The sequence below is a fragment of the Mesorhizobium sp. WSM3866 genome (assembly GCF_002294795.1).
GTDB lineage: Bacteria > Pseudomonadota > Alphaproteobacteria > Rhizobiales > Rhizobiaceae > Mesorhizobium.
The window spans coordinates 114,195-126,835 of the sequence record NZ_NSGC01000003.1 but is presented as its reverse complement, the minus strand read 5'-3'; the positions used below and the strand labels follow the sequence as shown (position 1 = coordinate 126,835).

The 12,641-nt window shown below is 63.5% G+C and carries 9 protein-coding genes; 3 read left to right on the top strand and 6 right to left on the bottom strand.

Going from position 1 to position 12,641, the window contains the following annotated elements:
- Positions 1-13: 13 nt before the first annotated feature.
- Complete coding sequence (locus CK222_RS08680) at positions 14-3,253, bottom strand: DUF6212 domain-containing protein (protein ID WP_095800070.1); 3,240 nt, start codon at positions 3,251-3,253, stop codon at positions 14-16.
- Positions 3,254-3,510: 257 nt separating this feature from the next.
- Here CK222_RS08680 and CK222_RS08675 point away from each other — a divergent pair, with 257 nt between their 5' ends.
- Positions 3,511-4,464, top strand: a complete 954-nt coding sequence (locus CK222_RS08675; protein WP_176477597.1) for a glycosyltransferase family 2 protein — start codon at positions 3,511-3,513, stop codon at positions 4,462-4,464.
- 34 nt (positions 4,465-4,498) lie between these two features.
- Here the strand turns inward: CK222_RS08675 and CK222_RS08670 are convergent, their stop codons facing one another.
- Both CK222_RS08670 and CK222_RS08665 read right to left on the bottom strand, forming a co-directional pair.
- Positions 4,499-4,789, bottom strand: a complete 291-nt coding sequence (locus tag CK222_RS08670; protein WP_141247041.1) for a hypothetical protein — start codon at positions 4,787-4,789, stop codon at positions 4,499-4,501.
- 225 nt (positions 4,790-5,014) lie between these two features.
- Entirely contained in the window at positions 5,015-7,690 is a 2,676-nt protein-coding gene (locus tag CK222_RS08665; protein ID WP_095800067.1) for a DUF6212 domain-containing protein, read from the bottom strand.
- Between the two features lie 231 nt (positions 7,691-7,921).
- On the opposite strand from CK222_RS08665, the gene CK222_RS08660 reads away from it, so the two are divergent.
- Positions 7,922-8,437: a hypothetical protein gene (locus CK222_RS08660; protein WP_245307730.1), complete on the top strand. Its 516-nt coding sequence runs from the start codon at positions 7,922-7,924 to the stop codon at positions 8,435-8,437.
- 138 nt (positions 8,438-8,575) lie between these two features.
- The gene (locus CK222_RS08655) at positions 8,576-9,316 is read left to right on the top strand and encodes a sulfotransferase domain-containing protein (RefSeq protein ID WP_127335067.1); all 741 of its coding nucleotides are present in this window, start codon (positions 8,576-8,578) and stop codon (positions 9,314-9,316) included.
- 188 nt (positions 9,317-9,504) lie between these two features.
- Here the strand turns inward: CK222_RS08655 and CK222_RS08650 are convergent, their stop codons facing one another.
- Genes CK222_RS08650 through CK222_RS08640 form a run of 3 tightly spaced genes read right to left on the bottom strand, consistent with a single transcriptional unit; the run spans position 9,505 to position 12,519 of the window.
- Positions 9,505-10,488 carry an NAD-dependent epimerase/dehydratase family protein gene (locus CK222_RS08650; protein WP_095800066.1) on the bottom strand — a complete coding sequence of 328 codons (984 nt, stop codon included), beginning with the start codon at positions 10,486-10,488 and terminating at the stop codon, positions 9,505-9,507.
- 31 nt (positions 10,489-10,519) lie between these two features.
- Positions 10,520-11,596, bottom strand: a complete 1,077-nt coding sequence (locus tag CK222_RS08645) for a glycosyltransferase family 2 protein (RefSeq protein ID WP_095800065.1) — start codon at positions 11,594-11,596, stop codon at positions 10,520-10,522.
- Between the two features lie 5 nt (positions 11,597-11,601).
- Positions 11,602-12,519, bottom strand: coding sequence for a lysylphosphatidylglycerol synthase domain-containing protein (locus CK222_RS08640; RefSeq protein WP_095800064.1), 918 nt, complete (start codon positions 12,517-12,519; stop codon positions 11,602-11,604).
- Positions 12,520-12,641 lie beyond the last annotated feature (122 nt).

Sequence of the window (12,641 nt, the reverse complement as noted above, 5' to 3'; positions counted from 1 at the left end):
CGGGCTCCCGCCTTCAGTCCCAGACGAGCAGCAATTTGCGCCAGAAGGCGTTGGACGGCATCGGCTTCGAACCGCGCGGCAGTTTGATGGCCAGATAGATGGTCAGCCATTTGCGGTCGATCTCCCGGACGGAAACCTTCAAATCGTGCAACTCGAAAGGTTTCGAAATCCGCGTCCATCCGGAGAATGCCAGCGCGCCGACCGGCGTGTCGTTTTTCCAGACCAGTTTTTCTTCCGGCCGGCCCAGCGCCATGGCGAATTCGAACGGCGAGGCATCCTCGTGGGCGATCTCCACCGTGGCGATGACACTGCGGGCAAAGGTCGGGAAAGTCGAATTGAGGGCGGCGACAACCGGGCCATGGATGCTCGGCCGCAAAAAGATACCGCCATTGTCCCCGGCGACCAGCAATGCCGGCAACTCGGACGGATAGTTCGTTACAAGCGCTGCGCGCTTCAGCTCCTCGCCGGTCAGCCGCCGCATGCGTTGACGTTCTTGCGGCGCGTTGAGACGCGGGTGCTTACCACCGGTCGAAACCACATTTCGGACCTGAATGCTTGAAAAGCCCCCGAGCACCCGAGCGTCCGGCCGATTGCCGCCGCGTCTGACGGCGAGCAGCAGGTCGCGTCTGCCGGGAGCAGGCGAGTGGACGCCCGTTGCGATCTCGCGTGGTTCGTGCGGGCGGCTGACATCGGCCCAACCGTTCCCGTCGCCATCCTCGAGGAGCCGGGCGAGCTGGTCAAAGGTCTGGTTTTCCGCGTCCACGATCGCGATCTGGAACTGCGCCGGTCCGGTCAGTGCCTCATCGAGATAGACCCAGCAGCTGGCGCTGATCGTCCCCGCCGGACAGACGCCCTTCAGCAGCGCCATTGAGACGGTGCCGGCGGTGGCCTGCACAAACAGCTGGTCCGGCGACTGCTCGACATAGCTCAAGAGATCCGCATCGGCAGCCGGATGCGAGCCAACATAGGCGCGGCGCAGGGCTTCGACCGGGAGGTAGCGCTCGCTGTAGAGCGAGGAATGGAGTTCCGGCACTGTTTCTTCAGCGGCGGCGTTGAGCAGTTCGACGACGCCCAGCGTGAAGTCGGACCGTCCGGCGTGAGCGAGCAGCGAAATGGCCGTATCGGCCCTGCCTTCTCGCGCCGCAATCTCGGCCAGCAACTGCACTGCGTCCGCGGAGTTGGGGGAGGCTGCGCTCAGCCGCAGATACCGTTCGTCCTTGACGCGCAGTTCAAGGTTCCAGAGGTTGAGGTCCTTCTCATGATCGGCAGTGTTCGAGCTGATGCCGAGCTGCACGAACATGTCGGTGTGCGCGAACTTGTGCTTTCGAAACACATCGATGATCGGCCGGCGATTCCTCAGCCACTCGGCATTGCGGTTCATGCCGGCCGGCGAAGACCGGTACCAGTACAGCGGCTCCGGCACGGTGGCGATTTCCAGACCCGCGAGATCGGCGCGCAGGAAGAATTCCCAATCGCTCGCCGAAAAGCCGCGCTCCTCGTTGAGGTAGCCAACCTTGTCGAACACCTCGCGCCGGAACATCGCGTTGGCGTCGCCATACGGATTGGTAATCAGCGCGATGTCCGGCGGACCGCCGACCGGAAAGTAGAGCATATAGCCGCTCTTGGTGTCCGGCGGCACGAAAGGCTCGTTGAGCCATTTGGCGAAAGTCGTGCAGATATCGGCGCCGGACTTTTGCATGCCGGCCACGAACGTGCTGACCGCGTTGGGGAAGAGAGCGTTGTCGTCGTCCAGGAACAGGATAAAGGACCCCTTGGCGGCGCGAATACCGGTGTTGCGCGCTTTGCCGAGGAAGCCGTTCTTCTGCCGGATGATCCGCCAGCCGCGCTGCTCGAACTCGGGCTCGATGTCATTGAGCAGCCGAATTGCATCCGGATCCGTGCTGCCGTCATCGACGACGATCAGTTCGATATTGGGGTAGTCCTGGCGCCGGACCGAGGCAATCGCCTGCGGCAACAGCCGCGCCCGATTGTAGTGCGCCGTGATGATGGATACCAGCGGCGGTCGGCTGCGGTTCCGGCTTGGGCCGTCGGTTCTGGCCGGATGCCGGCACAATTTGACGTGCAGTTTGCTCCAGGCCTTCTCGCGCGCTTCCCGGTCAAGCAACGGTTTTGCCGGACCGAACGAGCGGCTCTCGAGCACGGATTGGATCTTGGCCGCGATCGCGGAGGGGGATGCCTCCACCATGACCGCCTCGGCGGACTCCGGCTGAAGCAGCCCGCGCATGCTGCCGACGTCCGTCGTGACGAACGGGATCTTCTCGTCAAGGCAAGTCACCACATCCAGCGGGAGCTGCGCGGCCGAGTGCGTGATTGCCACCAGCGCATGGCTTTGCCGCAGGTAACGAAAGATCTCGGGCTCGTCCCGGATGGGCAGCAGTTTCAGCTTGAAGGGCCAATGCCGGGCGCGCCGCAGGATCATGCCGCCCGAATGCTCGCCGAGCACATGACCAAATGCGCCGACGATGGTCACGGCCAGGTCCGTCACGCCATTCTCGGCCAGGCGATCCAGTGCGTCGCAAAACAGCGTCAGTCCGCTTCGCGTCTTGGTGCCCGAGAAATGAACCACCTCGGCGGCCGGTTTTTCCCGGGGCCGGTAGTGATCGACGGCGAAGTTCGACCGCCACTCCTCCGGCTGCAACGGCGTCGCGATGTGCTGGCTGGCCGGCAGTCTCCACCGCGCCTTGGTCATCCAGTCGAGCAGGGACTGGCCTGTGACGACGAGATGGTCGCAGGTTTCGGCGGAGGTCCTCTCCATATGGGCGACGGTCATCTGCTCCTTGCGTTCGATCGCCCTGGCGTTAGCCTCCAGATCCCACATGAGCGGCCCATGCGCGAGCACCACGAGGATGGGAGGGTCGGCAAAGACACCCGTGCGCTTGGCGACGGTGGGGAAATGCGCCAGCCCGCCTTCAAGCGCGAAATAGACGACATCGAAGGGGTTCTGTTTGAGGTAGTGGTAGACGGCTACGGAATTCTTGTCGCTGGACTCCAGGCCACGCAGCAATTCGGGTGACCGCGGCAGCAGCTCGAGCCGCACCAGGAAATTATCGAAGCTCCATCTGGCGAGCCTGTCGATTTCCTGCTCGTCGGGCTGGCTGCCGAGCGGGCTCGGCACCCATAGCAGCGTGACCGTGTCGCCGATTTTCGCCAGGTGCTGCGCCAGCGCATACGTCGCCGACCCTGGATCAGCGGTCACCGTCGAGCCGAACTCGACTTCGGAAACGACGCACACCCTGCGGGGTTTGTGGCTTGACAGCCGCTTAGGCGTAGAGATTGCGCCCGTCTTCGAACCAACCTTCAATCGGTCCCCCTCGATCCTCAGCCGCAGCAGTCTTGCCAACAGGTGGATAACACTTTGATAATCGTCTGACCGGGATAATCAGCGCAAGCCTGTCCAGGCTCCTCGCGCAAACCGTATTGATTGGCGTTCGCATGCTTGCCCATCGACCTCCAAAACACCTTGAGCGGCTGGACCATAGGCCGCTTGACGTGCGCAAGGACGAGATTCTGTGCTTCGTTGCACTGCGCAACGAGAGGACGTTGCTGCCGCATCTTCTCGAACATTATCGAAGGCTCGGAGTCGACCGGTTCTTCTTCCTGGACAACGGCTCGACGGACGGGACGCGAGAACTAGTCCTGGAGCAGCCGGACAGCCATTGTTTCCACACGGAGGGGTCGCATTTCGCCGAGAACATCACCCCGCCGCGATGGATCAACACATTGATGCGCGTGTTCGGTTCCGGCCACTGGTGTCTGTCCGTCGATGCCGACGAGCTTCTCGTCTATCCCGATCTCGAGCGCGTGAGCCTGCGCCGGCTTTTCAACTATCTCGAGTCGACCGGGGCCGAAGCAGTGATCGGATCCACGATCGACATGTACGCGGACGGACCGTTGGCGGAGTGCAGCTACGACGGCAGCATCCCTCTGGTGGGCGCATCCCCCTATTTCGATCCGGAGCCGGGGTGGTTGCGCGCTCGGGATGGACTTTATCCTCCCGAGCAAATGTTCGGCGGGGTGCGCGAGCGTGTTTTCTGGCGCGGCCGCTTCAAGCAGACCTTTCCACCGTGCCTGACCAAGGTGCCGATCGTGCGGTGGAGCAGGGACACACATTATCACGCGGCGCAGCACACCATCAGCAAGGTGCGGTTCAGCGAACTCCGCGTCGCGCTGCTGCACTTCAAATTTGTTTGGGGCTTCCAGCAGAAATCGGCATCCTCTCTAGGCGAGAATGCGCAACTGAAGGAAAAGACGCTAGAAGAGCGCGCCGCCTATATGGAAGCCTTGGAGCGCAATCCGAAGCTCTCGCTTCGCAACGACCGGTCCGTGCGCTATCGCGGCGACACTGCCCAGCTCGTGGAACTCGGCTGGATGAAAACCTCGGATCGCTACGCCGAATTCGTCACGACGGGCTGGCCGCGGTTACACGAAACCGCGGCCAGCTGATCTGACGATCTATTGGCGAAAATGCGGCCGGCAATTATCCGCCGTAGCGGCCGCCACCATCTCCACCGTTGCCGTTTCCACCACCGGTTCCAAACTGCGACAAGCTGTTCAAAGCAAGCGCTTTGCAGGCCGTTGGCGCATTCGGATAACGATGCAGGTAGTCCTCTAGCGCCTCGATGGTGCCGATCTTGAGGGCCTGCTCGCAGGCGAGCTCGGCTTCCTTGATTGGAGCAACTTCGATTTGCGCTTGCGCCGCATTCGAAAACGCGACGCTCAACCCGAGCAGACTGAGTCCGCCCAGAAGTAGCGACTGTATCTTACGCATTACGCCCACCCTTGCCACTACATACCCCATAGGCTGTTGATACTATTGATTTGTTAGCAATTTGTCAACCATATCGGAAGAAATCGGCTTGAGAGATGGTTAACTTTGAGCGGCTGCTTGGGCCTGTGAAGGCTATTTCTCGCCGACGGGGCTGAATCGCGTCGTGGCCGCAGAAATGCGGCGCCGAAAAACAGGCGAACCGGCAGCATGTCGAGTTCAGCTGCTTTAGTCGCTGAACACCGTCAGCGTCCGAAAGAAGGCGTTGCTCGGAGCACCGTTCGGTCCTTCCACGAAGCGCACCGCGAGCACGATCGAAAGCGGCATCTTGCGCCTGACATTGACCGTCGCCGCCAAGGCGTGGCGCACGAATCTGTCGCGGACCGTCATCCAGCCGGAAAAGCCGATTGTCTGCGCGCCGACATCCTGCTGCCAGTCTATAGGCCGGTCCGGGCGGGCGAGCGCCAGGCCGAACGCGATTGCCGGAGCCTCGGCATGGGCGAGTTCGATGGCGGCCTCTATTCTGCGAAAGAAGGGCGGGAATTGATGATCGATCGATGCTGCGACCGCACCCTCCGCATGCGGGCGCAGGAACACGCCGCCGCCGTCGGGCGCCACCAGCAACAACGGCAGCGCTGCAGTGCGCGGCGTAAGCAGCCTTGCGCTCCTCAGCACGTCGTAAGCGAGCGCGCCTGAAGCGCTGGCCGCCTCGGCTCTGCCTGATGCGTCTGGCTGCGGCCTGGCGAGACCGTCTCCAAGCAAGGCGGTGGCAGTATCGTGGCGGCCGACCGAAGCGGCGATGCCGGCGAGCGTCTCGATCGCTGCCTCGCCGTTCGGCTCGAGGTCGCTGAGAGCCAGATATTTGCGATCGGCAGGCGTATATTTCAGGTTCTCGCGCGCGCTGTCGACTTCGGAACGCGCCGTGTTCTGCGCGATGGCCATTTGGTGGAGCAGCCGGGTGTCATCGGATCGCAGCGTCCGCAACGCCTCCAGGACAGGCAAGCGGTTGTCGTACCAATTCGACGTGCGGAACATGCCGTCCGGTTTCGACCGGTACCAGTAGAGCGGCTTTGGAATGGGCCTGAGCTTGAGCCCGGCGAGTGAGGCCCGCGCGAAGAACTCCCAGTCGTGCATGGCATAGGTGGGATCCTCAAGCCAAAATCCGATCTGCGAGAAAACCGACCGGCGCACCATCGCATTGGCGTCGCCATAGACGTTGTGGATCAGGCCCAGCGCGTCGGGGCCGCCAAGCGGCAGATACTGGATCAGGCCGTCGGCCCGGTCCTCGGGCACGAAATCCTCATAGAAGAGCAATTGGAAGGCCGTGCAGATGTCCGCGCCCGATGCCGCCATGCCACGGACGAAATGCTCGACGGCTTCCGGAAAAAGCGCATTGTCGTCGTCCACGAACAGGATCAGTTCGCCGCGCGCGGCGCGCACGCCGGCATTGCGGGCGGCGCCAAGATGCTTGTGCGGCCGGCGCAGGATCCTCCATCCGCGCTTACGGAAGCCTGGTTCCAACGTATCCAGCAATTGCCTGGCTTCTTCCAGATCGCTTCCGTCGTCGACCAGCACCAGTTCAAGATTGCCGTAGGTTTGCGCCTCGACCGCTTCGATGGCTTGTTTGAGATAGAGCGGCCGGTTGCGATGCGCCATAACCACCGAAACCAGGGGCGCCGGTTGGGGCCGCTTGCGAACGCGCTTCCGGGCAGCGGGCACATTGCGTGTATCCAGCCATGCCTTGCGGCAGGGGCCCGTCATATCGATCCGCCGTGGCCGGGGCGGCTTCTCGAGCGCCGCCAGCATGGCGGCCGCCAATTGCGCCGCGTCGGGCTCGACCAGCGGCGGCTGGCCGGCTTGAGCCTTCCAGGCTTCGGCATTCGCGCCGGCATTGGTTGCAACGAAGGGCAGCCCTGCCGCGGTGCATGCGCCAACGGCCTCGCCGGTCGATGCGGCAAGGCTGGGGACAACGGCCAAGGCGCCGCTGCGTGCGAGGTAGTCGAGCCTCTCCTCGAGGGTCGCGCGCGGCAACAGCTTGAGCCGGAACGGCCAACGTTCGGCGCGCCGCAGAAGCAGTCCGCCGCTGTGCTCGCCCATGATCTTGCCGAATGGACCGAACGCGGTGAGGGTCAGCCCTTCGGGCGCCGATTGCGCGAGGATGTCGAGCGCGTCGCAGAGCAGCGTCAGCCCGTCACGAAAGCGCGATCCGGCCAGGGCGGCAAGCTCACGCGCCTTGCTCGCGATGGGTGGCTGCGGCGCTTCGGTCCGGACGGCCCGAAGCGGTGGCGGCAGCACCGTCGCCTTGCGCACCTTCCAGCCTCTCGACAGCATCCATTGGCGCAGGGCGGCGGATGCACAGACCGTCCTGTCGGCCATCTCGGCGCAGTACTTTTCCATGTAGGCCGTGGCGATCGCCTCGGTGCTGCCCATGAATGTTTTGTCGGCTTCATGCGCCCATTCTTGCGGAGCGCGGGCAAGGAGGACGATCGGCGGCGTGGCGAAGGCATCGGTCTCAGCCGCGAGCAGGGTGAAGTAGGGCAGGCCACCCTCCAGCGGCGCGTAGACCAGATCGTAACTGCACCGCTCGAGATAATGCAGCAGCGCAGCGGAGCGGCTTTCGGGCGTCGCCAGCGAGGGAAGCAGCTGGTCGGACCGGTCGAGAACCTCCAGTTTGACCGAGGCGGCCCCGAACTCCGCCCGGCGGGCCGCGACCTCGTCCGTGGATGGCACGTCCCGGCCGGCAACCCACAGCAGCGTGACGTCGTCTCCGTCTTCGGCGAAGAGCCTGGCAAGTTCGCCGGGCGCCGAGGCATCGTCTTTATCGGCGTCGCGCCGGATCGCAGGCGTGACCACGCAGATGCGGCGACGACCGCCTTCCGGCTTCGGCTTGCTTGCAGCGGTCATTGAACGTTCCTCTGACCCAAATCGACCGGCAAGGCTTCCACGCTTCTCTGGTCTTTGACCATGCCGGATTTACTTTTCAGTGATCATCCTTCTGCGCCGTTGATAAACCAATGCAATCAAGCGGCCCCTAAAAAGACTGTGCAATCAAGCGATTGTTACAAGTTTATCGACACGGCATAACCAATCTTTACGCGTCCCGGCTAACCGTTCACGGCATAGCAGGAGGCGCGAATGAAAACGATATTGAAGTTTCTCGCTGCGCTCGCCTTGACGGGCGCGATGATCTCGACGAGCTCGGCAGACCAATTGCTGCGTCCGCGCATGAATCTCGGCAAGGGCTACGTCAAGACGATCAGCGGCGACCGCGGCGGCTATGTAATCGACTATGCCATCCGCATGCTGAAGATGCGCCGCAGCGGCGGTTTCGTGCGCTTCAACGGTGCGTGCGATTCGGCCTGCACGCTTTACCTGGCGATGCCCAAGAGCAAGGTCTGCGTCACGCGCAACGCATCGTTCGGCTTCCACCTGCCGTATGGCGCCGGGGTGCGCGGCAACCAGGTCGCGGCCGACTTCATGATGAAGAACTACCCTGGCTGGGTTCGCGGCTGGATCGCCAAGCGCGGCGGCCTGAAGAACTCCGTCACCACCATGACCTATGCGGATGCGAGCCGGTTCCTGCCGACTTGTCCCGCCGAACAGCGTTCGACCATTGCGAGCCTCAGCCCAACGCGCCTGCGCGGCGGTTGAACCCCGCAGCAAGTGCTGGGACACCGACGACGGCGGGTGCTTCAGGGCGCCTGCCGTTGCCGTTTCAAGCGGCCGCTCACATTTGAACGGAGCGGTCGTTTGTGTATGTTCGGGCAAACTCCAACGGGTGTGGCGTGAATGCAGTCTTGTCAGAAGTTCGTGCTGATCGCTTCGCCACGAACCGGTTCTCAAGCGCTCAATCGCCATCTCAACCAGTATGACGGAATGGTGCTGCACGGCGAAATCTTCAATCCGAGCTTCGTCGGCTTGCGCCATGACTATCACGAGAAAATCGATCTGCCGCGCGATCGGGTCGATTTGCGAGATGTCGAGCCGGAGCAGTTCATCGCGCGCATCTTCGACGATCAGTCGGCTCGCTTCATCGGTTTTCATATATTTCCCGACCAGACGCGCGCGGCCATACTCCCCGTGCTGGAAGATGAAAGCGTCAAGAAGCTCTGGCTTGTCAGGAATCCGATCGCGTCCTTCGTCTCGTTGCTCGAAGCGGAAGCATCCGGAGTATGGACAGTCCATGCCACCGACCGGTTCGCAGCCGACAGCCCCAGAAAGAAGGTGCATTTCGACATAGAACGTTTCAACGCGTTTCTGCGCGAGCTGAATCTGTTTCGCGCAAAGATCAGATCGGTGCTGTTCGAGACCCGACAGCCGTATTTCCCGATCCACTATAGCGACATCGGCGATCCACTGGTTGGCAATGCAATCATTGCCTATCTCGGCGGTTCCCAGCGACTGGACCACTTCGAGACCGAGATCCTGAAGCCGCCGCAGCGGCCTTTCGTCGACCGCATCGAGAATTACTGGGAATTCGTGACCTATTTCAGGGCAGTCTCGACGGACGATCTGTACGCGTTCGGCTGACGTCGGAAGATGGGCCAGCCCATGAATGCGCTATGACTGCTGCGGCGCATAAGCGAGCTGGTCGCTGCCGCCGCGAACGACGCGGGGCCTGCACGGCCACAAGCCTGGAGATCGACGCGGCCTGCACCGACTACCAGGGTCAGCCTCGCTTCGACATCAGGGCAGGGCATCGGCGGCAGCGCTTCGCTTTACAGCTTGCCCTCCGGCCGCCATTCCCGCCGGTACCAGTCGACGAATTTCGCCAGTCCTTCCTCGATCGGCACTTTCGGCTTGAAGCCGATGTCGCGCTCGAGCGCGCTGGTGTCGGCAAAGGTCTTCTCGACATCGCCGGGCTGCATGGGCAGATCCTCACGGATGGCCTTCACGCCGAGCAGCCCTTCCAGCGTCTCGATGAAGCGGCCGAGATGCACCGGCTGGCTGTTGCCGATGTTGTAGATGCGGTGGCGCTCGCGGCCGGCCGCCGGCGGCTTGTCGAGAACCGCAATCACGCCCTCGACAACGTCGTCGACATAGGTGAAATCGCGCCACATCTCGCCATGGTTGAAGACGCGGATCGGCTTGCCGGAGAGCATCGCCTCGGTGAAGATCCAGGCCGCCATGTCCGGTCGTCCCCAGGGGCCATAGACGGTGAAGAAGCGCAGGCCCGTCTGCGGCAGCCCAAAGAGATGCGAATAGGTCGAGCTGATCAGCTCGTCCGCCTTCTTGGTCGCCGCGTAGATCGACACCGGATTGTCGACGCGGTCGCTTTCCACGAACGGCACCTTGGTGTTGCCGCCATAGACCGAGCTCGACGAGGCATAGACCAGATGCTTGATCTCGGGCGATGCACGGCAGAGCTCCAGCACCTCCAGGTGGCCGGCGATGTTGGCGTGGATATAGGCGCGCGGATTTTCGAGCGAATAGCGCACGCCCGCCTGGGCGCCGAGATGCACGATGCCGCTAAGCAGCGTTCCCTTGAGGTTCGCCGCCAGCGCGCCCGACTCGGCTATGTCGAGTTGCTGGAACGAAAATCCGTGCCGGCCGGAAAGCCTGGCGAGCCGTGCCGCCTTCAATGCCGGGTCGTAGTAGGCGTTCATGCTGTCGACGCCGACAACGGCGTCGCCGCGGGCGAGCAGGCGCTCGCAGACATGGCTGCCGATGAAGCCGGCGGCTCCGGTCACAAGGATGGTCATGCGCGGACCTCGGATGAGGGTAGGGGCGGGATCATTTCCGTCTCGGGGCTTTCTTGGCTTGCGCCGGCGGGTTCGGCCAACGCCAGCCATCGCCTTCGCCAGGCGCGGGCTGCGGGCGCGCCACATAGGCGAGCGAAACATTGGCCTCGAGATAGACGCGCGACAGCATCTCGGCGAGCACGCCCGACGTTACCATCTGCAGGCCGGCGATGACCAGGAAGAAGCCGGTGAACAGCATCGGGCGCGTTCCAATGTCCTGTCCGAAAAACACCTTCAAGCTGAACAGGTAGGCAAGGATCAGCGAGCCGAGCACGCCGAACACGATGCCGATGCCGCCGAAGAAATGGCCGGGCCTGGTGCGGTAGCGCATGAAGAAGAACATGAAGACCAGGTCGAGCACCACGCGGAAGGTGCGCGAGATGCCGTATTTCGACTGGCCGTGGATGCGGGCGTGATGCGTCACCACCTCCTGGGCGATGCGGCGCGGCGTCGTCACCGTCGCCAGCCAGGCCGGGATGAAGCGGTGCATTTCGCCATAGAGCCTGACGCTGCGGATGACGCTGCCGCGGAACACTTTGAGGCTGCAGCCATAGTCCTTCAGCCGAACACCGGTGACGCGCGCGATCAGCGAGTTGGCGATGCGTGACGGCAGCCGGCGCATCCAGAAACCCTCCTGACGGTTCTTGCGCCAGCCGGCGACGAGGTCGAGGTCCTCGGTCAGCAGTCGATAGACCATGCGCGGTATGTCGAACGGATCGTTCTGCAGGTCGCCGTCGAGCGTCGCTATGACATCGCCGCGGGCAGCGTCGAGGCCGGCCTGCATGGCCGCCGTCTGCTTGAAGTTGCGCACCAGCTCCACAGCGTGCACATGCGCACCGTATTCGGCCGCCAGGCGGCGAATTTCATTCGGCGTGGCGTCGGTGCTGCCGTCGTCCACCAGCACCACTTCCCAGGGCTGGCTGTAGTTCTCCATCGCCTGGTGGATACGCACGATCAGCGGCTCGACGTTGTCGGCCTCGTTATACATCGGGATGACGATGGAAAGCTGGTGCTCGGGCATGACGGCACCGGCAGGCAGCCCCGACTGAGGAATGGGAAGCATGTCCATGGCGGTCATTTCCTTGCGGGTCCCGTAGCCGGCGTCTCCGGCAGCGTCGATTTCGAGGGAAACAGCCAGGCGATCGCACCGGTGGCAACGGCCGAGCAGAGGATGAACAGATGCAGCGCCAGCGCCGCCTGCAGCCCGTCCTTCATGGCGATGCCGGAATAAAGCAGCGCCGCTGCCGCGCCCGCCTCATAGGTACCGAAACCGGCGACGCCCTGCACCGGCAGGATGGCGGCGGCCTCGGCGCCGACGGCGCCGGGAAAGGCAGTCTGGAAGGAGGTGCCGAGCAGCATGGCGAGCAGCCATCCCTGCACGGCAAGCTTCAGCGTCCAGTTGGCGACCGTCCACCACCAGCCGTAGCGAGAGCGCCCCGTGGCCTCGGTGAAGATATCGCGCAGCTTGCCGAGCTTCGACACGATGCTGCCGCGCCCGGCCCAGTCATGCGGCGCGCGCGCCCAGCGCGGCAGATACCAGGCGGCGGCAATCAGCGCCGCGATGGCCGCAGCCCTGAGGGCCGGGTGAAGACCGGGCCACACCAGGCAGGCGAGCACACCGACGACGAAGGCGTCCTGCAGCCTGAACCACAGGAGCGAAGCGCCGGCGCGCACGATCGAGATGCCGAACACCTGCCGCAACAGCAGCGGGAAGGCGGTCTCGCCGCCGCGGAACGGCACCACGTTGATCATGGCGTTGTGAATCAGGATGACGCGCAGGCAGGCGCCGAAGCGGCCGTTCACGTCGTCGCGGAACTCGTCGCAGACCCGCAGCGCGCGCAGCACATAAGTGACGAACAGCGCCAGCGTCACCGCAGCGAAGGCGCCGGGCGTGATGCTGGCGAAGGCGTCGCCCACCATCTTCCAGCGCGAGTCTGCCGCAAGCCAGGCCAGCAGCGCCAGGGTGACGATTATCGAGAATGCTTTTTTCAACCAGTTCTCCGAATGGCGCCGACCGCCGCACTCCGGGTAATTGCTTCGATTTCGAAATCGGGCGCACGGCCGGGGACGGCTCCAGGCCGCCGGCTCCCTTGCCGGCTTCCAATGGCCTGGCG

Coding starts and splice junctions, on each gene's coding strand:
- CK222_RS08670 (WP_141247041.1), bottom strand. CDS start 4,789: ATGCGTAAGATACAGTCGCTACTTCTGGGCGGACTCAGTCTGCTCGGG.
- CK222_RS08665 (WP_095800067.1), bottom strand. CDS start 7,690: ATGACCGCTGCAAGCAAGCCGAAGCCGGAAGGCGGTCGTCGCCGCATC.
- CK222_RS08660 (WP_245307730.1), top strand. CDS start 7,922: ATGAAAACGATATTGAAGTTTCTCGCTGCGCTCGCCTTGACGGGCGCG.
- CK222_RS08655 (WP_127335067.1), top strand. CDS start 8,576: ATGCAGTCTTGTCAGAAGTTCGTGCTGATCGCTTCGCCACGAACCGGT.
- CK222_RS08650 (WP_095800066.1), bottom strand. CDS start 10,488: ATGACCATCCTTGTGACCGGAGCCGCCGGCTTCATCGGCAGCCATGTC.
- CK222_RS08645 (WP_095800065.1), bottom strand. CDS start 11,596: ATGGACATGCTTCCCATTCCTCAGTCGGGGCTGCCTGCCGGTGCCGTC.